The organism is Oerskovia sp. Root22, from assembly GCF_001429135.1.
Taxonomy (GTDB): domain Bacteria; phylum Actinomycetota; class Actinomycetes; order Actinomycetales; family Cellulomonadaceae; genus Oerskovia; species Oerskovia enterophila.
Genome location: NZ_LMIL01000011.1, coordinates 297,226 through 319,560 on the forward strand (window position 1 = coordinate 297,226; position 22,335 = coordinate 319,560).

The window sequence follows — 22,335 nt, forward strand, 5'->3', positions numbered from 1 at the left end:
CCCGCGGGCGCCCCGTCGGCCGGTGCGCGCCTCGACTTCGGCCGGCCCACACGCGTCCTGCGCTCGCGACGCGGAGGGTTCTCCGCGCGCCTCGACGTGCGAGCCGCCGTCGTGACCCTCGTGCTCGTGCTGCTCGCCGCGGCCGTGGGCGTCGTCGCGCTCGGCGTGGGCGACTACGCGGTGCCCGTGCCCGACGTCCTGCGCGCCCTGACGGGCGAGGCCTCCGACGTGGTCCGCATGGTCGTGGTCGAGTGGCGCCTGCCGCGCGTCCTGCTCGCGATCCTGCTGGGCGGGGCGCTGGGGATGAGCGGCGCGATCTTCCAGTCGCTGACCCGCAACCCCCTCGGCAGCCCCGACATCATCGGGTTCAACACGGGCGCCTACACCGGCGCGCTCGTCGTGATCCTGGTCCTGGGGGGCTCGTACGGCGCGGTCGCGGCCGGGGCCATGATCGGCGGGCTCGCGACCGCGGGCATCGTCTACCTGCTCGCGTACAAGAACGGCGTCCAGGGCTTCCGGCTCATCATCGTGGGCATCGCGATCAGCGCGATGCTCGCGTCGGTCAACACGTGGCTCATCCTCAAGGCCGAGCTCTCGCGTGCCATGGCCGCCGCGACCTGGGGAGCGGGCAGCCTCAACGGGCTGTCGTGGACCCAGGTCCTGCCGGTCGTGCTCATCCTCGCGGTCCTCGTGCCGCCGCTGTTCCTCCTGGGGCGACGCATGAACGTCCTCGAGATGGGCGACGACGCCGCGCAGGCCCTCGGGGTCCGCTCCGAGCGCACGCGGCTCTCGCTCGTCGTCGTGGGCGTCGCCCTGACCGCGCTCGTCACGGCCGCGGCCGGACCCATCGCGTTCATCTCGCTCGCGGCCCCCCAGCTCGCCCGCCGCCTCACGCGCGGCGCGACCGTCGGGCTCGCGTCCTCGGCCGCCATGGGGGCCGCGCTGCTCGCCGCGAGCGACCTGGTCGCACAGCGGGCGTTCGCGCCCACCCAGCTGCCGGTGGGCGTCGTGACCGTGAGCATCGGCGGCTGCTACCTCGTGTGGCTGCTCGCCCGGGAGGCGAGGCGGCAGTGAGCACCTGGACCCGACCCGCGACCCGCCGGCCCGCGACCCGCACGGCCCCGGCCACGCTGTCCGTGCCGGCCGCCGACGCACCCCCGACGCACCCCCGACCAGCCCCACCCCTCCCGAGGAGACGGCGATGACCGCCACGACGCACCCGGTGACCACGACCTCGGCCGAGGCCGACGCACCCGCGGCGAGCCCCGCCGTCGGGCAGGTCGCTCCTCCCCAGGCCACCCTCCTGACCCCCGGCGAGCCCCGGCTGCGCGCCGAAGGCCTCAGCATCGGGTACCACGAGCGCATCGTGTCCCAGGGGCTCGACGTCGCGATCCCCGACCGGTCGTTCACCGTGATCGTGGGACCCAACGCGTGCGGCAAGTCGACCCTGCTGCGCGCGCTGTCGCGGCTGCTCACCCCGAGCGCCGGGCAGGTCGTGCTCGACGGCAAGGCCATCACGTCCTACAAGGCCAAGGAGGTCGCGCGCCGGCTCGGGCTCCTGCCCCAGACGTCGATCGCGCCCGACGGCATCACGGTCGCGGACCTCGTCGCGCGCGGCCGCTACCCGCACCAGAAGCTCCTGCGGCAGTGGTCGCGCGACGACGAGGACGCCGTGGTGCGGGCGCTCGCGGCCACGCAGGTCACGCCGCTGTCGGCGCGGCCCGTCGACGAGCTGTCGGGCGGGCAGCGCCAGCGCGTGTGGGTGTCCATGGTGCTCGCGCAGGAGACCGAGCTGCTGCTGCTCGACGAGCCCACGACGTTCCTCGACATCGCGCACCAGATCGAGCTGCTCGAGCTGTTCGGCGACCTCAACCGCGAGGGGCGCACGCTCGTCGCGGTGCTGCACGACCTCAACCACGCGTGCCGCTACGCGACGCACCTGGTCGCGATGAAGGACGGGGCCGTGGTCGCGCAGGGGGCGCCGGGGGAGATCGTCACGGCCGAGCTGGTCGAGGAGGTGTTCGGGCTGCGGTGCACGATCATCGACGACCCGGTCACGGGCACGCCGCTGGTGATCCCGCTGGGTCGCCGGGGGTGACGGGCTCGCCCGCCGGGGGTGACCGGTGCGCGTCACCCGCGGCGTCCGCTCGGGTCCCCCTCGGCGGGCCCCGTGCCGCGCCCTCCCGCACGTTGGATACCCTCTAGTGGTGATCGATCTTCGACTTCTGCGCGACAACCCCGACGTCGTCCGCGCCAGCCAGGTGGCTCGCGGCGACGACCCCGCCCTCGTGGACCAGGCGCTCGACGCCGACTCCCGCCGTCGCAGCGCGCTGACGGACTTCGAGCAGATGCGTGCCGAGCAGAAGTCCCTGGGCAAGAAGGTCGCCCAGGCGCAGGGCGAGGAGAAGTCCGCCCTGCTCGCGCACACCAAGCAGCTCGCCGAGGGCGTCAAGGCCCGGCAGAAGGACGCCGACGACGCCGAGGCGCAGCTCAAGGACGTCCTCTACAAGATCTCGAACGTGATCGAGGGCGCCCCTCCGGGCGGCGAGGACGACTACGTCGTGCTCCGCGAGGAGGGCACCATCCGCGACTTCGCGGCCGAGGGCTTCACTCCCCGCGACCACCTCGAGCTGGGCGAGGGCCTGCGCGCGATCGACACCGAGCGCGGCGCCAAGGTGTCAGGGGCGCGGTTCTACTACCTCACGGGCATCGGGGCGCGCCTCGAGCTCGCGCTGCTCAACGCCGCGATGGACCAGGCGATCCAGGAGGGCTTCACGCCCGTCATCACGCCCACGCTCGTGCGCCCCGAGATCATGCAGGGCACGGGCTTCCTGGGCGCCCACGCGGACGAGATCTACCGCCTCGAGGCCGACGACCTGTACCTGGTCGGCACGAGCGAGGTCGCGCTCGCGGGCTACCACTCGGGCGAGATCCTCGACCTGTCGGAGGGCCCCAAGCGCTACGCGGGCTGGAGCGCGTGCTACCGCCGCGAGGCCGGCTCGTACGGCAAGGACACGCGCGGCATCATCCGCGTGCACCAGTTCCACAAGGTCGAGATGTTCAGCTACATCGACCCGGCCGACGCCGAGGCCGAGCACCAGCGCCTCCTGGGCTGGGAGGAGGCCATGCTGAGCAAGTGCGAGCTCCCGTACCGCGTGATCGACACGGCCGCGGGCGACCTGGGGTCGAGCGCGGCCCGCAAGTTCGACTGCGAGGCCTGGCTGCCCACGCAGGAGCGCTACCTCGAGCTCACCTCGACCTCGAACTGCACCACGTTCCAGGCCCGCCGCCTGGGCGTGCGCGAGCGCGTCGAGATCGACGGCAAGGCGGAGACCCGCACGGTCGCCACGCTCAACGGCACGCTGGGCACGACGCGCTGGATCGTCGCGATCCTCGAGAACCACCAGCAGCCCGACGGCTCGGTCCGTGTCCCGGAGGGCCTGCGGCCCTACCTGGGCGGGCTCGAGGTCCTCGAGCCGGTCGCGCCGTCGGCCGGATCGCCGAAGGGCTCGTCGAAGGCCACGAAGTGACGGGGCCTTCGCCGGACGTCAGGACCACCACCCGGCCCGACGACGCCGCGCCCTCAGGTGCGTCGCCGTCCCCGGGCGAGGTGGCGCCGTCGGGCACGGATCCTGCTGCCGGGGAGGCCGCTGCCGCGTCTCCCGCGCACCCGGCCCGCCCGGGGGAGGGCCCGCTGCTCGTCGCGCTCGACATCGACGGGACGATCCTGAGCCACGACGACGTCCTGAGCGACGGTGTCGTGGAGGCCGTCGCGGCCGTGCGCGCGGCGGGGCACCACGTGATGCTGTCGTCGGGCCGCTCGCTCATCGCGGTGCTGCCCATCGCCGAGCGCCTCGGACTGGCCGAGGGGTACATGGTGTGCTCGAACGGTGCCGTGACGGCTCGTTTCGACGACGCCTCGCCCACGGGCTACGTGGTCGACGAGATGATCACGTTCAACCCGGAGAACGCGCTGCGGCTGCTGCGAGACCAGCTTCCCGACGCGCTGTTCGCGGTCGAGGACGTGGGCGTCGGCTTCCGCATGAACGACCTCTTCCCGCACGGCGAGCTCGACGGCGTGCACGACGTGGTCGACTTCGAGGAGCTGTGGTCGGGCGAGGTCACGCGTGTCGTCGTGCGCAGCCCCGGGTCCACGAGCGAGGCCTTCAGCGAGCTCGCACGCTCGCTCGGGCTGAGCGACGTGACGTACGCGGTCGGCTGGACGGCGTGGATGGACATCGCGCCGCTGGGCGTGACCAAGGCGAGCGCGCTCGAGCGCGTGCGTGGCCTGCTGGGCGTGGCGCCGGGGGCGACCGTGGCCGTGGGCGACGGCAGCAACGACATCGACATGCTGCGCTGGGCCGGTCGCGGGGTGGCCATGGGCCACGCCGAGCCCGAGGTCAAGGACGCGGCTGACGAGGTCACGGGCAGCATCGACGAGGCCGGCGCGGTCGCGGTGCTGCAGAGCCTGGTCTGAGGGCTCGCGGGCTGTTCGCGAGGCTGGGGTACGAGGACTCGGCGACGTTCTACAAGAGGCCCGTCACCGCTCGCACGGCGAGGTAGAACGCATTGCGCGAGGTAGAACGCGCTGCGTACTACCTCGCGCAGGACGTTCTACCTCGCGGCGTGGGCCTCGCAGGACCGGCTCGCCGCGACGTTGCGGTCATGGGGCGAGCGTAGCGACGCCTCGTCGGGTGGTGCGCGACGCCGTCGGGCGTGTGTTTCTCACCTGGTGTGAACCGCCCTTGCCCGCGTCGTCGCCGCGGCGCACGCTGAGTGGACCGGCGGCACCGGCGCCGCCCGGACGCTCTCGCGCGGCGCAGCGCGACGACATGCACGGAGGTGCGGCATGGCTCCCAAGGTGATCCTCCTGACCGGTGACGGCGGCGAGACCCTCGAGGTCTTCTACCCCTACCAGCGGCTGCTGGAGGCGGGCTACGAGGTCGACGTCGCGGCGCCCTCGAAGCGCAAGGTCCAGCTCGTCGTGCACGACTTCGTCGACGGGTTCGACACGTACACCGAGAAGCTCGGCCACACGCTCGCGGCCGACGTCGCGTTCGCCGACGTCGACCCCTCGGACTACGTGGCGCTCGTGGTGCCGGGCGGCCGTGCGCCGGAGTACATCAGGAACGACCCCGACGCGCAGCGGATCGTGCAGCACTTCTTCGCTGCGGGGGCACCGGTCGCGGCGATCTGTCACGGACCCATGCTGCTCGCGGCGGCGGGCGTGCTCGAGGGGAGGACGTCGTCGGCCTACCCGGAGCTGCGGCTCGACGTCGAGGCGGGCGGAGGGATCTTCGAGGACGGGGCAGGTGTCGTCGACGGCAACCTCGTCACGGGGCGAGCCTGGCCCGACCACCCGGCGTGGATGCGTGAGTTCATGAAGCTGCTCGAGGCGTCGGCGCCCGTGGCGTGAGGCGATCTCCCTCGGCCGCGAGGTAGAGGGGGACCGCCCTCTACCTCGCGAGCGAGCGACCGAGCGTCAGTCGCGCGCCGTCAGGACGAGCGGCCCGTCCTCGGTGATCGCGACCGTGTGCTCCGAGTGCGCGCCGCGCGAGCCGTCGGCGCTGCGCAGCGTCCAGCCGTCGGGGTCGGTGAAGATCTCGTCGGTCGTCTCGAGGAACCACGGCTCGATCGCGATCACGAGGCCCGGCTTGAGCGGGAAGCCGCGGCCCTTGCGGCCGTCGTTGGGCACGTGGGGGTCGCCGTGCATGGTGCGGCCCACGCCGTGCCCGCCGAAGTCGGTGTTGATGCGGTAGCCGGCCCCGTGCCCGACGGCCGCGATCGCCGCCGAGATGTCACCGATCTTGTTGCCCGGCTGCGCGGCCGCGATGCCCGCGGCGAGCGCGTCCTGGGTCGCCTCGATGAGCTTCTGGTCGGCGACGCCGCGGTCGCCCGCGCGCGGGTTCCCGACGACGAACGACACCGCGCTGTCGGAGACCCAGCCGTCGACCGAGGCCGCGAAGTCGAGGCTCAGCAGGTCGCCGTCCTGAAGGCGGTAGTCGAACGGCAGGCCGTGCAGGACGGCGTCGTTGACCGAGGTGCAGATGACCTTGCCGAACGGGCTCGCCCCGAACGAGGGGTGGTAGTCGATGTAGCAGGACTCGGCGCCCCGCTCCTTGATCATCCGGTGGGCCAGGGCGTCGAGCTCGAGCAGGTTGATGCCGACCTTCGCGGCGGCGCTGACCTGCGTGAGGACGTCCGCGACGAAGCGGCCGGCCGGGCGCATCTGCTCGATCTCGCGGGGGGTCCTCAGCTCGATCATGGTGTTCCTCTCGGTGCGTGCTCGGGTGTGCCGGGTCCACCGCGGGGTTCCGCAGGGCTCTCCGACCTGCTCCCAGGGTGTCACGGGAGGGCAGGCGGGGTGCAACTCCCGGGTGGCGACGGCCTGCTGTCGCGGGGTGGTCGTGGGGTGGGGTGCGCCTCGGTCCGGTGCCGGCGGACGACGCGCGCCCGGTGCGCGCATGCCGGGCGCGAATCGCTTCTGACTCCCGTGAGGGGGAGAATCGCTCCTCGTGGCAGGAATCGACGAGGTAGCGCAGGCGGCCGGGGTCTCGACGGCGACGGTCTCGCGAGCCCTGCGCGGACTCCCGAACGTCTCGGCGGCGACGCGCGCACGGGTCCGGGCCGTGGCCGAGGAGCTGGGGTACGTCCCGTCGCCGTCTGCGGCCTCGCTCGCGACGGGCAGGACCCGCACGATCGGCGTGATCACCCCGTGGGTCAGCCGCTGGTTCTTCGCCAACGTGATCGAGGGCGCCGAGCGGGCGCTGCGCTCGGTGGGCTACGACGTGCTGCTCTACACGTTCGAGGTGGGGGAGGACCGGCCGCGGCGCAAGGTCGACCCCACGGTGCTGCGGCGGCGCGTCGACGGGACCCTGGTGGTGGGGCTCCCGCTCGACGACGACGAGGTCCGCTCGCTCGTCGAGCTGGGCACCCCGCTCGCGTTCGTGGGCTCGGGCCCCGCGGACCAGGTCACGGTCCGGCTCGACGACGTCCGCACGGGCTCCCTCGCGACGTGGCACCTGATCGACCTGGGGCACCGCGTGATCGGGCACGTCACGGGCATGCCTGACCTGGTCTCGTCGTGGTCGCCGCCCGTCGAGCGCTCGACGGGCTACGAGCGCGCGCTGGTCGCCGCGGGCCTGGAGGTCTCGGCCGGGCTCGTGGCCAACGGGGGGTTCGACGTCGAGGGCGGACGGTCGTCGACCAGGGAGCTGCTGCGCCGCAGGCCCGACGTCACGGCGATCTTCGCGGCCTCGGACGAGATGGCGATGGGAGCGATCCTCGCGGCCCGTGACCTGGGGCTGGACGTGCCCGGGGACCTGTCGGTCATCGGGGTCGACGGGCACGACCTGGGCGAGCTGGTCGGGCTCACGACGATCGGGCAGGACGCCTACCAGCAGGGCGCGGACGCCTCGATGCTGCTCATGGAGATGATCAACGGCGCGCCCGTCCCCGAGAGCCTGACGTACCCGACGCGCCTCGTCCGGCGGACCTCGACCGCACGTCCTCGTTGACGCCGGTTCCGCGGCGTTCCGGGGCTTTCGCAGGTCACAGATGTGGGAGCGTGACCACGTTGGGCGGTTGCGAGGCGTCATGAGTAACGGAATCGTTACTGAAGTGACCCCTGCTTGTGCTTGCGCAACCGAGATGTAAACGCTTGCATGAGCAGTGGGGCAGTCGCGTCGTGGCCGACGTGACTGCGACACCTGCGGGCCGACCGCGATGTCAGCACCACAACGTTGTGGAGGAAAAGTCATGGCAAGAAGCACCCTGTCCATCAAGCGCCGCGCGCTCGCGGCCGTCGCTGGCGGCGCGAGCCTCGCCATCGTGCTCACCGCGTGCAGCGGCAGCGGCGACGGAGGCGACGCCGGAGACACCGAGGCCGCGACCGCGGACTGTTCCGCCTACGAGGAGTACGGCGACCTCTCGGGCAAGACGGTCTCGGTCTACACGACGATCGTCGACACCGAGGCCGAGCAGCAGCAGGAGTCCTACAAGCCGTTCGAGGACTGCACGGGCGCCACCATCAAGTACGAGGGCTCCAAGGAGTTCGAGGCGCAGCTGCCCATCCGCATCCAGTCCGGCAGCGCGCCGGACATCGCCTACATCCCCCAGCCGGGCTTCCTCAAGAGCCTCGTCCAGGACTACCCGGACGCGATCCTCCCCGTCGGGGACGCCGCGTCGGCCAACGTCGACGAGTTCTACACCGAGTCGTGGCGCGACTACGGGACGGTCGACGGGACGCTCTACGCGACCCCGCTCGGCGCCAACGTGAAGTCCTTCGTCTGGTACTCCCCGGCCATGTTCGAGGACGCCGGCTACGAGATCCCCACCACCTGGGACGAGCTCATCGCGCTCTCCGACCAGATCGTCGAGGACAACCCGGACGGCGAGATCAAGCCCTGGTGCGCCGGCATCGGCTCGGGCGAGGCCACGGGCTGGCCCGCGACCGACTGGATGGAGGACGTCGTCCTCCGCACGGCCGGACCCGAGGTCTACGACCAGTGGGTCAACCACGAGATCCCGTTCAACGACCCGCAGATCGCCGAGGCCCTCGCCACGGTCGGCACGGTGCTCAAGAACGACGACTACGTCAACGGCGGCATCGGCGACGTCTCGTCGATCGCGACGACCGAGTTCACCGAGGGCGGCCTGCCCATCCTCGACGGCCTCTGCTACATGCACCGCCAGGCGTCGTTCTACCAGGCCAACTGGCCCGAGGGCACCACGGTGGCCGAGGACGGCGACGTCTTCGCGTTCTACTTCCCGGGCAACGACACCGAGGCCAAGCCGGTCCTGGGCGGCGGCGAGTTCGTCGTCTCGTTCGCGGACCGTCCCGAGGTCCAGGCCTTCCAGGCGTTCCTCACGAGCCCCGAGTGGTCGAACGCCAAGGCGACCGCGACCCCGCAGGGCTGGATCAGCGCCAACAAGGAGCTCGACAAGAGCCTCCTGCAGTCCCCGATCGACCAGCTCTCGTACGGTCTGCTGACCGACGACAGCTACGTGTTCCGCTTCGACGGCTCGGACATGATGCCCGCCGCCGTGGGAGCAGGGTCGTTCTGGACCGAGATGACCGAGTGGATCGCGAGCGACAAGTCGGACACCGCGGTGCTCGACGCGATCGAGGCTTCGTGGCCGACGTCCTGACCGTCCGCTGACGCCTGACCTACGATCCACAGATGGGGGCCCGCCACCATGGCGGGCCCCCATCGCACGAAGGAGTGCTCCATGGACTGGCTACTGACGCCTGACGGTCCGGCAGGGAAGTTCGCGGTCATGCTGTTCGCGATCCTCCTGTTCGTCGTCGTGATGGGCGTGATCCTCTTCCTCGCGGACCTACCCAAGCGGGTCCCCAACTGGGTGATCGCCGCGGTCTTCGCCGGCCCGGCGCTCCTGCTCATCGGGTTCGGGCTGCTCTACCCGGGCATCAAGACGGTCCGTGACTCGTTCTTCAACCGCACCAGCACGGAGTTCGTCGGGCTCGACAACTACATCACCGCGCTGACCCGCGACGAGTTCCAGGTGGTCCTGCGCAACACCGCGATCTGGGTCATCGTGGTCCCGCTCGTCTCGACGCTGCTGGGCCTGATCTACGCGGTCGTGATCGACCGGTCGCGCTTCGAGAAGTTCGCCAAGACCCTGATCTTCCTCCCCATGGCCATCTCGATGGTCGGCGCGGGCATCATCTGGAAGTTCATGTACGAGTACAAGGCGGACATCGGGAACATCCAGCAGATCGGCCTCCTGAACCAGATCCTCGTCTGGGTGGGGCTCGAACCCCAGAAGTTCCTGCTCGACGCCCCCTGGAACACGTTCTTCCTCATCATGGTCATGATCTGGATCCAGGCCGGGTTCGCCATGACGATCCTCGCCGCGGCCATCCGCGCCATCCCCGACGACATCGTCGAGGCCGCCCGCCTCGACGGGGTCTCGGGCATGCGCATGTTCCGCTACATCACCGTCCCGAGCATCCGCCCCGCGCTCATCGTGGTCCTCACGACGATCGCGATAGGCACCCTCAAGGTCTTCGACATCGTCCGGACCATGACGGGCGGGCGGTTCGACACCTCGGTCGTCGCGAACGAGTTCTACACGCAGGCCCTGCGACAGGGCGAGAAGGGCCTCGGCGCCGCGCTCGCCGTGATCCTGTTCATCCTCGTGATCCCGATCATCATCTACAACGTGCGCCAGCTGCGGGCGTCGGAGGAGATCCGATGAGCATCCCGATCCCCGACACCACGATCGTCGACGAGACCCCCGAGCAGGGCAAGGGCGTCGGCAAGCTCGACAGCCTCGACCGCCGGGCGGGCGCCGTCCGTCGTCGCGCGAGCTCCAAGAGCGCGTCGGCCATCGCGATCATCCTCGCGGTCCTGTGGACCATCCCGACGTTCGGGTTGCTCGTCACGTCGTTCCGCCCCGCCGCGGACATCCGTCGCACCGGCTGGTGGACCGCGTTCAGCAACCCCGAGTTCACGCTCGAGAACTACCAGGACGCGCTCTTCGGCAGCTCGACCAACTTCGCGAGCTACTTCGTGAACTCGGTCGTCATCACCCTGCCGGCCGTCATCATCCCCATCACCTTGGCGCTCCTCGCGGCGTACGCGTTCGCGTGGATCGACTTCCGAGGCCGCAACCTGCTGTTCGTCGCGGTCTTCGCGCTCCAGATCATCCCCATCCAGGTCACGCTCGTGCCGCTGCTCTCGCAGTACGTGAGCTGGGGCATCGACGGCTCGTTCTGGCCCGTCTGGCTCTCGCACACGATCTTCGCGCTGCCGCTCGCGATCTTCCTGTTCCACAACTTCATGAAGGACATCCCGCGCGAGCTCGTCGAGGCCGCTCGCGTCGACGGCGCAGGGCACGTGCGGATCTTCTTCACGGTCCTGATGCCGCTCCTGGTCCCGGCCATCGCGGCGTTCGGGATCTTCCAGTTCCTGTGGGTCTGGAACGACCTGCTGGTCGCGCTGACCTTCGGCTCGGCGCTCGACGTCGCGCCCCTCACGGTCCGCATCGCCGAGCTCTCCGGGTCGCGAGGCGCCAACTGGCACCTGCTGCCGGCCGGAGCGTTCATCTCGATGGTCGTCCCGGTCATCGTCTTCCTGGCGCTCCAGCGGTACTTCGTCCGAGGTCTCCTGGCGGGTTCCGTCAAGGGGTGAGTCTCGTTGCTCCGCCGTCGGGCGGGGTTGCTCGCGCGGCCTGCCATCCGGCAGGCCCGGCCACGGCCGCGCGAACGACCCCGCCCGACGTCTCTGCGGGCGTGATCCCTTGCGTCGTGGTGGGCTCACCGGGGACTCGTGACCTGTGGTTGCGGGAAGGCCCTGCTGCCCGACGGCGTCGCGCGTCACACGTCGTCAGGTGCTGCCTGGTCTCGTGGTCGGCAGGGCCCGACGTAGGGTCGTCGGGTGCTCTCTGGCCCCAGCCGTGCGCTGGCTTCCGCCGCAGGGCGGGTCCCTCCGCCCGCCCTCTTCGTCGTCTCCGGGCTGACCCAGTACCTCGGCGCCGCGATCGCGGTGGGGCTGTTCGCGGTCGTCGGCGCGCCCGAGGTCGCCTGGCTGCGCATCGTCGTCGCGGCTCTGCTGCTCCTCGCGTGGCGCCGCCCGTGGCGCCAGCGCTGGACCTGGCGCACCCTCGCGTGGGCCGCGGTGTTCGGCGTGGCCCTGGCTGCCATGAACGTGACGTTCTACGTCGCGATCGACCATCTTCCTCTCGGGTCGGCGGTCGCGATCGAGTTCATCGGTCCCGTGGCGGTCGCGGCGATCACCGGGCGGGGCTGGCGCGAGCGCGGTGGCATCGCGGTCGCGGCGGTGGGCGTCGTGCTCCTCGCGGGCGTCACGCTCACGTCCGACCTGCCGCACGAGGACGTCGTGATCGGGCTCGTCGCGATCGGTCTCGCGGCGGCGTGCTGGGCCGCGTACATCCTGCTGGGCCGCCGCGTGGCCCTGGCCGGGTCAGGGGTCACGTCGCTCTCGGTCGCGATGGCCGCGGGGGCCCTGGTCTTCGCGCCGTTCCTGGCGCCGTCGTCCGGGGCCGTGCTCGAGGACTGGCAGCTGCTCCTCGCGGTCGTGGGGATCGCGGTGTGCTCGTCGGTCGTCCCGTACGTGCTCGAGCAGCTCATCCTGCGCAGGGTCAGCGCCGCGACGTTCTCCGTGCTCCTCGCGATGCTGCCCGCGACCGCGGTGGTGATCGGCGCTGTCGTGCTCCAGCAGTTCCCGTCGTGGCTCGAGCTCGTCGGCCTGCTCCTGGTCTCGGGGGCCATCGCGATGACCGCTCAGCGCACGGACCCGCCGCCCGCGTAGGGCGCACGGGGGCGAGCTGCGCGGGCGGGAGCCGAGGTGCAGCAGGTCTCAGAGGTACTGGCCCGGTGAGGGCCGGCCGTCGTCGCCCTCGCGTGGGGCGCCCGGCCGCGCGTGCTGCCGGGGGTGACCGGGCATGCCCGGGACGGGGAGCGTGCCCGGCGGCAGCGCGCGGCGGATCTGCGAGAGCTGGGCCTGCGCCGCCATCTGCTGGGCCACGAGGGCCGTCTGGATGCCGTGGAAGAGCCCCTCTAGCCAGCCCACGAGCTGGGCCTGCGCCACGCGCAGCTCGGCGTCGGACGGCACCGCGTCGTCGGTGAACGGCAACGAGATGCGGTGGAGCTCGGCGACCAGGTCGGGCGAGAGCCCCTCCTCGAGCTCCTTGAGCGACCTCTCGTGGATCTCCGCGAGGCGGCTGCGCGCGGCCTCGTCGAGAGGCGCGTCGCGGACCTCCTCGAGCAGGCGCTTGATCATGCCGCCGATCCGCATGACCTTGGCAGGCTCCTCGATGACCGCGCTCGGGTTGCGGTCCTCGTCGGTCGAGTCGTCGCTCGCGACGACCGAGACCCCCGTCCCGTCGGGACCGACGATCGTGACGCGCTGGGCCTCGTCCTCGTCCGCCGGGGCTTCCTCGCGGCCCTCCTGCGTGCTCTCCGGAGGGGTCTGCTGCCCGGTCTCGGTCGGGTCGGGGTTCTGGTCGGTGCGCGGCTCGTCGCTCATCGACCCAGTCTGACCCGAACCGGCGCTCCGCGCGACGGTCGGGGCGCACCCCACGTCAGGGGAGCAGCAGGACCTTGCCGAACACCTCGCCCGACTCCAGGAGCCGGTGCGCGTCCGCGGCGCGCTCCAACGGGAGCCTCGCGTGGACGACGGGCCGGACGCGCCCGTCGGCGACGAGGGGCCAGACGTGCTCGAGCACGTCGCGGACGAGCCTGGCCTTCTCCTCGGCGGGCCGCGCGCGCAGGGTCGTGCCGCTCACCTGGGCGCGCTTGGCGAGCAGCATCCCCAGGTCGAGCTCACCACGGCGCCCCTTCTGCATCCCGATCACGACGAGCCGTCCGCCCGTCGCGAGCACCCGGAGGTTGTCGGGGAGATAGGCGGCCCCGACGACGTCGAGCACCACGTCTGCGCCCGCGCCGCCCGACGCGTCGCGCACCGCGGCGACGAAGTCCTGGGTCCGGTGGTCGACGGCGGTCTCCGCGCCGAGCGTGAGGCAGCGCGCCGTGCGCTCGGGGCCCCCCGCGGTCGTGATCACCCGGGCACCGAGCGCGGCCCCGATCTGCGTCGCGACCGAGCCGACTCCTCCGGAGCCGCCGTGCACGAGCAGGACCTCGCCCCGGGCGAGGCGCCCGACGTCGACCAGGTTGCTCCACGCCGTGCACACCGCCTCGGGCAGGGCGGCCCCGTCGACGAGGGTGACGCCGTCGGGCAGGGGCAGGACCTGAGAGGCGCGGACGCAGACCTTCTCCGCGTAGCCCCCGCCGTCGAGGAGGGCGACCACCTCGTCACCCACGTCCCACCCTGTGAGACGCGGACCAACGGCAGAAATCACCCCAGACACCTCGAGACCCGGCCATACCGGTGCGCCAGGTGGCGGAGGGTAGTGGCCGGCACGTTGTAGCAGGTCAGCAGGGTTCACGCCACTCGAGACGACGTCGATCACGACCTCCCCGGGGCCCGGTTCGGGGTCGGGGAGTGTGGACATGGTGAGTTTCTCTGGCCCGCCCGGGGCCGCTATCGTGACGGCTCGCACACAAAAGACACTACGTCCTCGTCGGTGAGGACTCGTGTCCGTCAGCGGAGAGCCGCGGCTCGACGTACCGCCTTGCCCTGGATGACCGGATTAGGTCTGCGGGGCAAGTGCACCGATAGTTAGTACGCACGTCTGGCGCGTGGGGGACGGTCGGAGGCGACCGGGACCCACGAACTTCCGCTGGTTACAGGGTTTGGAGAGAGGTTCGTATGCTCCGCAGGTTGAGCGTTCGCGGGAAGATCCTTGCGGCACTCGCGCTGCCTGTCCTCGTCCTGTTCCTGGCCGCGACGATCTTCTCGGTCCAGGCGATCAACGAGGCGCGGGTCGCCGAGCAGACGCAGGCGCTCGTCAAGGCGTTCGCGACCCAGGACGTCGCAGGAAAGGCCGTCGCGGCCGAGCGAGCCGCCGAGATCCAGCGGGTCCGCGGGGTCGAGAACGGTGACGCCCTGGTCGAGGAGGCCCGCCTCGCGGCGGACAAGGCCCTCGACCGACGCGACGCCGTGTACGCCGGCCTCAACATGTCGATGCTCGACGAGCGTGTGCGTGACGCTGTCGACGCGACGGTCAAGGACCGCGCCGAGCTCGCGGACATCCGCAAGCAGATCGACACGAACTCGATCCAGGAGCTCGGGTTCACCTCGAAGTACAACACCCTGATCGACGACGCGCTCGACGTCCCGCGTGTCCTCGCCGACACGTCCGACGACCGAACTCTCGCCCAGTTCCTCGACGCGTACGTCGACACCAACGTGCTCATGAGCCAGGTCTCGCTCGAGCTCCCGGTGGTCCAGTTCCTCTTCGACGGCATCCAGGCCAACCGCGAGAACCCCGGTGCCCCGCGGAACCTCGACAACGAGTCGCTCCGCGTCGCGCGTCTCATCAGCGAGGGCGACACCAGGGCTGTGCAGGCGCGCAAGGCCGTCCGAGAGCTCCGGATCGACCAGGTCATCCCGTCGCCGATCGGCACCTACGTCGGTCTGCGTTCGGGCCTCGCCGCGAACGGCGCAGCGGGAACCACCGCCCAGCAGGACTGGGCGTCAGCCTCGTCCAACGACCTCAAGAACATCACCCCGGTCCGTGACAAGGTCCTCGCGGAGACGGGCGAGATGGCCTCGGACATCGCGACCGCCGCCGTGACGCGAGCCGTCATCACGATCCTCGTGACCCTCCTGGCGTTCGGCGCGACCATCGTGGTGGCCGGTGCCATCGCCCGCCAGATCGTGAACCCGCTGCGTCGCCTGACCGACGCCGCCCAGGACGTGCGTGACCAGCTGCCCCGCCTCGTCGAGCAGGTGTCGATCCCCGGGCAGGGCCCTGGGATCAGCATCCAGCCGATCGAGATCGAGTCGACCGACGAGGTCGGACAGCTCGCCAACGCGTTCAACGATGTGAACACCACGACCATCCAGGTCGCCCGGGAGCAGGCCGCTCTCCGTGGCTCGATCGCCGAGATGTTCGTCAACGTCGCGCGCCGGGACCAGGTGCTCCTCAACCGTCAGCTCGCGTTCCTCGACGACCTCGAGCGGTCCGAGGAAGACGCGAACACGCTGTCGAACCTGTTCCGCCTCGACCACCTCGCGACCCGGATGCGTCGTAACGCGGAGTCGCTCCTGGTCCTCGCGGGCATCGACTCGGGTCGTCGCGTCCGCCAGCCCATGCCGGCCTCCGACGTCATCCGTACGGCATCGTCCGAGATCGAGCTCTACGACCGTGTCCGCCTGAACCTGGTCGTCGACCCGCTCATGCTGGGGCACAACGCCCTCAACGCCGCGCACCTCATCGCCGAGCTCCTCGAGAACGCGACCATGTTCTCGGAGCCGCACACCCCGGTCGAGGTCAGCACGGGACGCGACGAGCGCTTCGTCAAGATCATCATCCGCGACCACGGGCTCGGCATGACCCCCGAGGAGATCGGCGAGGCGAACCGCAAGGTCAACGCGCACGCCGCGTCGGACGTCGTCGGGTCGCAGCGCCTCGGCCTGTACGTGGTCGGACGCATCTCCGACCGCCTCGGCGCGCGCGTCACGTTCGAGCGTGCCCCCGAGGGCGCGGGGACCCTCGTCACGGTGAGCTTCCCGAACGTCCTCTTCGTGCCCGACTCCAACGTCCCGCTGCCGATGCCGACGGACCCGCTGGACAACCGCACGCAGGTCGCGGCGGACCAGATCTCGGCGCCCGCGCCGCAGCCGGCCGCCCCCGTGTACTCGGGGCCGGCCACGACCTCGACCCCGCAGATCGACCACGAGGCCCCGGTCGCCGTGGCCGTCGACCTCGCTGCACTGACCGACGGCGCCACGTCCACGGGCATGCCCCGTCGTCGTTCGCGTGGCATGGACCCTGCAGGGTCTGCCCCCAGCGCCTCGTTCGTCCCCGGTCCGCAGACCGGCTCGATCGTCCTGCCGCCGCTGGCCACGCCGTCCCTCCCCCTGGACCTGCCCGCGGCACCCGACGCGTGGTCCCCGCCGGAGGGCGTCGCAGCCACGGGCAACTCGCTGCCGAGCCGCGCTCGTGCCACGAGCCCCGCAGAGACGACCGGCGTCATGCCGCCCGTCCAGCCGGTGTCGGCCGAGATCCCCGTCCTGGACGTGAGCACGCGGTCCGCGATGTTCACGAGCTTCCGTGCCCTGGGCACGACCGACCCGAGCACCGCCGAGCAGCAGGCCGTCGAGCTCGACGCGGCCCCGGACGTCTCGGCGACCGACATCTCCGTCCCGGACTTCGTGCCCGATGACGGCACCTGGGCCCCGCAGTTCGCGATCGAGCCGCTGGGCGCGTCCGAGGGCGAGGCACCGGTTGCCGAGGTGCCCGTCGCGCCGGTGGCGGAGGTTCCCGTCGTCGAGGCGCCGGTCGCGGAGGTTCCCGTCGTCGAGGCGCCGGTCGTTCTGCCGGTCCGGGGCGAGGAGCCGTCGGCCCCGGTGCTCGACCTTCCGCAGCGCACCGCGCCGGCGGTGGCCGAGGCGCCGGTCCAGCAGTTCGCTCCGCCGGTCGCACAGGCCGCTCCGCCGGTCGCGGCGTTCGAGGCTCCGGCCGCGCCCCCCGCGGCGAGCTTCGAGCCCCCGGTCGTGCAGTCCGCTCCGCCGGTCGTGGCCCACGAGGCTCCGGCAGGGCAGGCTGCGCCCGTCGCGCCCGCGCACCAGGAAGAGATCCCCGAGGAGCTCTCGTTCGAGGCGCTGCCGAAGTTCGAGGACCTCATGGCCGACCTGCCGACGCGCCGGTCGCTGCGCGAGAGCCAGGCGCGCAAGCGAGGGATCTTCAACCGCCGTCCCCGCACCGGTACCCTGCCCGTCATCCGTCCCTCGGCTGCTGCGCTCGCCTCGCAGCCCGCGGGCGCGGACGAGTCGGCGTCCGCCGCCGCGTACCAGCAGCCGCAGGCCCCCGCCGTGCAGCAGGCCGCACCCGCCGCCTACCAGCAGCCGCAGGCTGCACCGGTTGCCTACCAGCAGCCGCAGGCCGCGCCCGCCGCCTACCAGCAGCCGCAGGCCGCTTCGCAGCCCGTCGCCTTCGCGGCTCCGGCCGCGCCGACCGCGTTCGCGCCGCCGCCCGCCGCGGCACCGCCGCAGGCGGCTCCGGCGCCGTTGGTCCGCAGGCCGGCCCAGGAGCAGATCGAGCCCCTCGACCCGACCTACGTGTCGGACTCCGTCGAGGCACGGTCCGACTGGATCGCCTCGGCCGTGCTCTACGAGGAGATGTCGACGCTGCTGCGCAACGGGCCTGAGGTCCAGGGCAAGGCGTTCGCGGAGTCTGCCGGCACGTACAGCCCTCAGGCCCAGTCCGACGTCACGGCGTCCGGGCTGACGCGGCGCGCGCGGACGGTGAACCGCGAGGAGTACGTCGACCGGTTCACCGCGAAGATCGATCGCGATCCTGAGCAGCTGCGAGCCCGGCTCGCGGCCTTCCAGTCGGCGACGGCCCGCGGACGGGTCGAGGCCGACGACGAGACGGGGTCGACGGACCCGTCCTCGCACGGGAATGATGTCCCTGACTCAGCGCCGCAGTCGCGGTAACGAACAGCTCGCCGTCTGTGGCAACTGACAAGGAGGAAGTGTGAACGCGCTCAGCACCGAAGCAACCAATTTCGGGTGGTTGCTCGACAACTTCGTGCGGACCGTCCCGGGAAGTCGGCACACCCTGGTGGTGTCTGCGGACGGCCTGCTCATGGCGATGTCCGACCAGCTGGACCGCACGAGCGGTGACCAGCTCGCCGCGATCGTGTCCGGCATGTCCAGCCTGACCCGAGGGGCCGCACGTCAGCTCAACGGGGGCAACGTCCGTCAGTCGATCGTCGAGATGGACAACGGCTTCCTCTTCCTCATGAACGTGTCGAACGGATCGGTCCTCGGCGTCGTCGCCGAGTCCACGTGCGACATCGGACTGATCGGCTACGAGATGGCGCTTCTCGTCTCCCGGACCGAGGCCACCCTGACGCCTCAGTTGATCTCGGAGATGCGCGGTAGCCTGCCTGTTGACGGAGCAACACGAGCCCCGGTGGGATGAGGTTAGGTCGATGACGAACGCACCTTTTGGCAGCTTGGGAGCGCACAGCTCGGACTCGTACGAGGCCGCGACGGTCCGTCCGTACGCGGTGACCGGCGGACGTGTCCGTTCGGCGACCTCGGACCTCCCGCTCGAGGCCCTCGTCGAGGTGATGCCGGGTGCTGTGAACAGCTACGGCCTTCCTCCTGAGAAGCGCGCGATCCTCCAGCACGCTGCTCACAACTATGTGTCGATCGCCGAGCTCTCAGCGCTTCTGCGGATGCCCCTCGGCGTCACCCGCATCCTCGTCGCCGACCTCGCCGAGGACAACTACCTGACGGTTCACACGTCGACACCGCTGAACGTCCACACCGGCCACGGCGGCAGCAACTCGGGACTGTCCCTGAGCATCTTGGAGAGTGTTCTCAATGGCATTTCCACCCTCTGACGCTGCCTCGGCCGGTCAGCCGCAGCCCGGCGCCGGCCCTGCCGTCGCGAGCCCGTCATGGGCTCCGGTCGCGCCCGGGGGCGGTGCGCCCAGCGTGCAGGCTCCCGCTGCGCAGTCGGCGGCCCCGGTCCGCCAGAGCGTGCTGAGCCCGCAGGCGGCAGCGGCTCCGGCGCCCTCGCCGCAGAGCCCTGCCCCGGTCGCCGCGCAGCAGGCGCCGACGGTCCACCAGACCCCGCCAGTGCAGCAGGCGCCCGCCCCGGCGGCCCAGCAGCCGGTGGCTGCTCAGCCCGTCGCCGCTCCCGCCGCTCCCGCGGCAGCTCCTGCGGCCGCCCCTCAGGCGACGCGGACCGCGCCGACGGTCGTCAAGATCGTCGTCGCGGGCGGCTTCGCCGTGGGCAAGACGACGTTCATCGGCTCCATCTCGGACATCGAGCCGCTCAACACCGAGGCCGCGATGACGGAGCACTCGGTGGGGGTCGACGACGCGGGTGGCGTGAGCGACCGCAAGATGACGACCACGGTCGCGATGGACTTCGGTCGCATCGAGCTCCCGGGCTCGCTGTGGCTCTACCTGTTCGGCACGCCGGGCCAGGACCGCTTCCTCTTCATGTGGGACGACCTGGTGCGCGGCGCGATCGGTGCCGTGGTGCTCGTGGACACGGACCGCCTGGAGCAGTGCTTCCCGGCGATCGACTACTTCGAGTCGCGTGGCATCCCGTTCGTCGTGGGTGTCAACTGCTTCGACGGCGTCGCCAAGCACAAGCTCGAGGACGTCCGCGAGGCGCTGCAGATCCCCGCGCACGTGCCCATGCTCTACACCGACGCTCGTTCGCGTGCGGCGACCAAGCAGACGCTGATCTCGCTCGTCCAGCTCGCGATGCGCCAGCTGCGCTCGGGCGCGGCCTGACGCGTTCCTCGCGCGGGCCGGACGGCCCGACGATCGCAGTACGGCGGCGGGTCCCCTTCCCAGGGTGACCCGCCGTCGTCGTGCCGGGTCGAGACTCTCGAGGTCATCGCGACCGTGCCCGTCGGCGCTCGCACCAGCGCCCGGTCGGTGCCGGGCGGCGCCGGCAGGTGCCCGGACGTGCCAGAATGTGCGTCGGAGCATGCCAGGAGGGCTGACAGAGCGGCCTAATGTGACGGTCTTGAAAACCGTTGTTGCGCAAGCAACCGGGGGTTCGAATCCCTCGCCCTCCGCCACCGACGAGAGGCCCCGGACCGCACGTGCGGACCGGGGCCTCTCCTCGTCGCAGGGGCTCGGTGGCGCGCCGGACGCGTGGACCGGTCCGTCTCACCGGGTCGCCCGTGGGTGCACCGGGGGGACGGACGGGACATCATGACGGGGTGACAGCAGAAGCGACCGACGAGCCGGGCCTGGGACCGAGCGAGCTCGTCCGACAGTCCGGCACGGTTCTGCGGGTCGGGCGCCTCGCGCTCTCCGCGGGGACCGGCAGCTACCGCGTGAAGTCCCACATGACGCGGGTGGGGCGGGCCCTGGGACTGGACCGTACCGCTGCCCACGTGACGCTGACCGAGATCACCGCCACGTCCTACCGCGACCGGAACTTCCGCACCGAGGTCTCCGAGGTCCGTGCGGTCGGCATCAACTCGGACCGCCTGTCGGAGCTCGAGTCGTACGTCGGAGACCTGCCCGAGCACGTCACGGCCGCCGAGGTCGACGCGGAGCTCCAACGGATCGCCGCCAAGCCCCTGCTCTACGGCGCGTTCCTCAACGCCCTGTGGGCGGCGATCGCGTGTGCGGCGTTCGCGTTCCTCAACAACGGCGGCGTGATCGAGTGCGGCGCGGTGTTCGTCGGCGCGTTCCTGGGGCAGATGGTGCGCCGGGCCATGCTGCACAAGGGGATCAACCAGTTCGGCACGACGATGCTCGCGGCGACCGTGGCGGCGTCCGCGTACCTGCTGGTCGTCCTGGCCTTCGAGAACGTGCTGGGGCTCTCCGGCGGGCACGAGGCCGGCTACGTGTCCGCGGTCCTGTTCCTGGTGCCCGGGTTCGCGCTCGTGACGGCGGCTCTTGACCTGGCCAAGCTGGACTTCTCGGCCGGGATCGCGCGCATGACCTACGCGCTGATGATCCTGGCGTCGGCGGCACTCGCGGTATGGGCGGTGTCCGCGATCGCGGGCCTCCAACCGGACCGGCTGCCGCCGCCCGCGCTCGACGACACCCTGTTCCTCGCGCTCCGTCTCCTGGCCAGCTTCGCGGGCGTCCTCGGCTTCGCGCTGATGTTCAACAGCCCCTGGAAGATGGCAGTGGGCGCGGCGTCGATCGGCATGGTCGCCAACGTGGGTCGTCTCCTGATGATCGACGCGGGCTTCGCGTCGCAGGCCGCCGCTGCGGCGACCGCGCTCGTCGTCGGCGTCCTCGCGGCCTACATCGCCCCGGCGATGAACGTTCCCCGCATCACGCTGTCCGTGCCCGCCGTGGTGATCATGGTGCCTGGTGTCACGGCCTACCGGGCGGTGTACCAGTTCAACAGCGGGGCCACGGTCGACGCGCTGGCCTCGACCGTGGAGGCCGGGCTCGTCATCATCGCGCTGTCGATCGGGCTCGCGGTCGCGCGCATGCTCACCGACAAGAACTGGACGTTCGAGCGGTAGGGGCCCGAGTCGGCCCGATTGCTTCACAGGTCCCTCACCGGGCTCGTTGCACCGAGTGCATCGATGCACTTAGCGTAGGAGCATGTCCATCGCCACCGGAGATCGTCGTGCTGCTCTCAAGGCGCGCCACCGGCGCGCGATCGTGGACGCAGCGGCGGCCCTGATCGGCGAGTCGGGCGGCACGGCCTTCTCGGTCGACGAGCTCGCGGCACGGGCGGACGTCTCGCGACGCACGGTGTTCAACCACTTCGCCTCGCTCGACGACGTCGTGACCGAGGTCTGCAGCGAGGTCGTCGGTGCGGCGCTCGGCCGCCTCGACGCGCTCTCGACGAGCGCGGACCCCGCCCACGCGGACGCGGCGCTGCTCGACGAGGTCGCCGACGCCCTGCGGGCGACCGACTTCGTGACCCCGCTGACCTACCTGACGCGGGTGCTCGGGGACGAGGGCGGCCCCTCTCCCCGCCGCGCGTTGACCCTCATCAAGGTGTTCGCCGAGGTCAGCACGCGCCTCACGACGGGACTGGCCTCGAGCCATCCCGAGGCCGACCCGTTCGACGTCGAGCTGCTCGTCGGCTCGGTCATGAGCGGGCTCATCGTGATCTATCTCCACTGGGTCGAGGTCACGGGGGCGGTCGACGACGTCGACTCCCGCGAGACCTGGTCGGCCCTTCTCGAACGGCTCCTCGACGCGACACGGACCGGGCACGCCTCGGTCGCGTCGTCGCGCCGCACCCGCTGACTCCTGTTCACCG

19 protein-coding genes and 1 tRNA gene are annotated in these 22,335 nt (G+C 71.3%); 17 read left to right on the plus strand and 3 right to left on the minus strand.

The annotated features are described in order from the left end of the window. The first annotated feature begins 57 nt into the window (after positions 1-57). The 5 genes from ASE15_RS16760 to ASE15_RS16780 all read left to right on the plus strand — a co-directional run bounded on the left by ASE15_RS16760 (position 58) and on the right by ASE15_RS16780 (position 5,416). Complete coding sequence (locus ASE15_RS16760) at positions 58-1,074, plus strand: iron chelate uptake ABC transporter family permease subunit (RefSeq protein ID WP_056653525.1); 1,017 nt, start codon at positions 58-60, stop codon at positions 1,072-1,074. A gap of 127 nt (positions 1,075-1,201) precedes the next feature. Beyond that, the gene (locus ASE15_RS16765) at positions 1,202-2,098 is read left to right on the plus strand and encodes an ABC transporter ATP-binding protein (RefSeq protein ID WP_082618530.1); all 897 of its coding nucleotides are present in this window, start codon (positions 1,202-1,204) and stop codon (positions 2,096-2,098) included. 109 nt (positions 2,099-2,207) lie between these two features. Next, positions 2,208-3,530 carry a serine--tRNA ligase gene (gene serS, locus ASE15_RS16770; protein WP_056764770.1) on the plus strand — a complete coding sequence of 441 codons (1,323 nt, stop codon included), beginning with the start codon at positions 2,208-2,210 and terminating at the stop codon, positions 3,528-3,530. Further along, on the plus strand, positions 3,527-4,477 hold the full coding sequence (locus ASE15_RS16775) for an HAD family hydrolase (protein WP_369800634.1): 951 nt from the start codon (positions 3,527-3,529) through the stop codon (positions 4,475-4,477). Before serS ends, ASE15_RS16775 begins: the two co-directional genes overlap by 4 nt. Before the next feature lie 372 nt (positions 4,478-4,849). Next, positions 4,850-5,416 (plus strand): DJ-1/PfpI family protein, encoded by a 567-nt coding sequence (locus tag ASE15_RS16780; protein ID WP_056652812.1) that lies wholly within the window; start codon positions 4,850-4,852, stop codon positions 5,414-5,416. A gap of 66 nt (positions 5,417-5,482) precedes the next feature. Here the strand turns inward: ASE15_RS16780 and map are convergent, their stop codons facing one another. Continuing rightward, positions 5,483-6,265 (minus strand): type I methionyl aminopeptidase, encoded by a 783-nt coding sequence (gene map / locus ASE15_RS16785; protein WP_056764544.1) that lies wholly within the window; start codon positions 6,263-6,265, stop codon positions 5,483-5,485. A 250-nt stretch (positions 6,266-6,515) separates the two neighbouring features. Between map and ASE15_RS16790 the strand changes: the two genes are divergently transcribed. The 5 genes from ASE15_RS16790 to ASE15_RS16810 all read left to right on the plus strand — a co-directional run bounded on the left by ASE15_RS16790 (position 6,516) and on the right by ASE15_RS16810 (position 12,296). Continuing rightward, positions 6,516-7,517 carry a LacI family DNA-binding transcriptional regulator gene (locus ASE15_RS16790; protein ID WP_056652806.1) on the plus strand — a complete coding sequence of 334 codons (1,002 nt, stop codon included), beginning with the start codon at positions 6,516-6,518 and terminating at the stop codon, positions 7,515-7,517. 241 nt (positions 7,518-7,758) lie between these two features. Further along, entirely contained in the window at positions 7,759-9,150 is a 1,392-nt protein-coding gene (locus ASE15_RS16795; RefSeq protein WP_056652802.1) for an ABC transporter substrate-binding protein, read from the plus strand. An 81-nt stretch (positions 9,151-9,231) separates the two neighbouring features. Next, a complete protein-coding gene (locus ASE15_RS16800; protein WP_056652799.1) occupies positions 9,232-10,221 on the plus strand; it encodes a carbohydrate ABC transporter permease in 990 nt (329 codons plus the stop codon). After that, the gene (locus tag ASE15_RS16805; RefSeq protein ID WP_056652795.1) at positions 10,218-11,156 is read left to right on the plus strand and encodes a carbohydrate ABC transporter permease; all 939 of its coding nucleotides are present in this window, start codon (positions 10,218-10,220) and stop codon (positions 11,154-11,156) included. Before ASE15_RS16800 ends, ASE15_RS16805 begins: the two co-directional genes overlap by 4 nt. Before the next feature lie 246 nt (positions 11,157-11,402). Then, the gene (locus ASE15_RS16810) at positions 11,403-12,296 is read left to right on the plus strand and encodes a DMT family transporter (protein ID WP_235534505.1); all 894 of its coding nucleotides are present in this window, start codon (positions 11,403-11,405) and stop codon (positions 12,294-12,296) included. A gap of 48 nt (positions 12,297-12,344) precedes the next feature. Here ASE15_RS16810 and ASE15_RS16815 read toward each other — a convergent pair whose 3' ends face one another. Together ASE15_RS16815 and ASE15_RS16820 are read right to left on the minus strand one after the other, a co-directional pair. Then, on the minus strand, positions 12,345-13,013 hold the full coding sequence (locus ASE15_RS16815) for a bacterial proteasome activator family protein (RefSeq protein ID WP_056764776.1): 669 nt from the start codon (positions 13,011-13,013) through the stop codon (positions 12,345-12,347). Positions 13,014-13,068: 55 nt separating this feature from the next. Beyond that, positions 13,069-14,046 carry an NAD(P)H-quinone oxidoreductase gene (locus ASE15_RS16820; RefSeq protein ID WP_056764546.1) on the minus strand — a complete coding sequence of 326 codons (978 nt, stop codon included), beginning with the start codon at positions 14,044-14,046 and terminating at the stop codon, positions 13,069-13,071. Between the two features lie 221 nt (positions 14,047-14,267). Here ASE15_RS16820 and ASE15_RS16825 point away from each other — a divergent pair, with 221 nt between their 5' ends. The 7 genes from ASE15_RS16825 to ASE15_RS16855 all read left to right on the plus strand — a co-directional run bounded on the left by ASE15_RS16825 (position 14,268) and on the right by ASE15_RS16855 (position 22,322). After that, complete coding sequence (locus ASE15_RS16825; RefSeq protein WP_162259145.1) at positions 14,268-18,050, plus strand: ATP-binding protein; 3,783 nt, start codon at positions 14,268-14,270, stop codon at positions 18,048-18,050. A 40-nt stretch (positions 18,051-18,090) separates the two neighbouring features. Further along, positions 18,091-18,540 (plus strand): roadblock/LC7 domain-containing protein, encoded by a 450-nt coding sequence (locus ASE15_RS16830; protein ID WP_030151141.1) that lies wholly within the window; start codon positions 18,091-18,093, stop codon positions 18,538-18,540. A gap of 10 nt (positions 18,541-18,550) precedes the next feature. Continuing rightward, a complete protein-coding gene (locus ASE15_RS16835) occupies positions 18,551-18,967 on the plus strand; it encodes a DUF742 domain-containing protein (protein ID WP_056652781.1) in 417 nt (138 codons plus the stop codon). A gap of 367 nt (positions 18,968-19,334) precedes the next feature. Beyond that, on the plus strand, positions 19,335-19,874 hold the full coding sequence (locus tag ASE15_RS20960) for an ATP/GTP-binding protein (RefSeq protein WP_157257694.1): 540 nt from the start codon (positions 19,335-19,337) through the stop codon (positions 19,872-19,874). 205 nt (positions 19,875-20,079) lie between these two features. Then, positions 20,080-20,167 (plus strand) — tRNA-Ser (locus ASE15_RS16845). Positions 20,168-20,311: 144 nt separating this feature from the next. Continuing rightward, entirely contained in the window at positions 20,312-21,583 is a 1,272-nt protein-coding gene (locus tag ASE15_RS16850; protein WP_082609033.1) for a threonine/serine exporter ThrE family protein, read from the plus strand. Positions 21,584-21,665: 82 nt separating this feature from the next. Continuing rightward, the gene (locus tag ASE15_RS16855) at positions 21,666-22,322 is read left to right on the plus strand and encodes a TetR/AcrR family transcriptional regulator (RefSeq protein WP_056652778.1); all 657 of its coding nucleotides are present in this window, start codon (positions 21,666-21,668) and stop codon (positions 22,320-22,322) included. Positions 22,323-22,335: the final 13 nt, after the last annotated feature.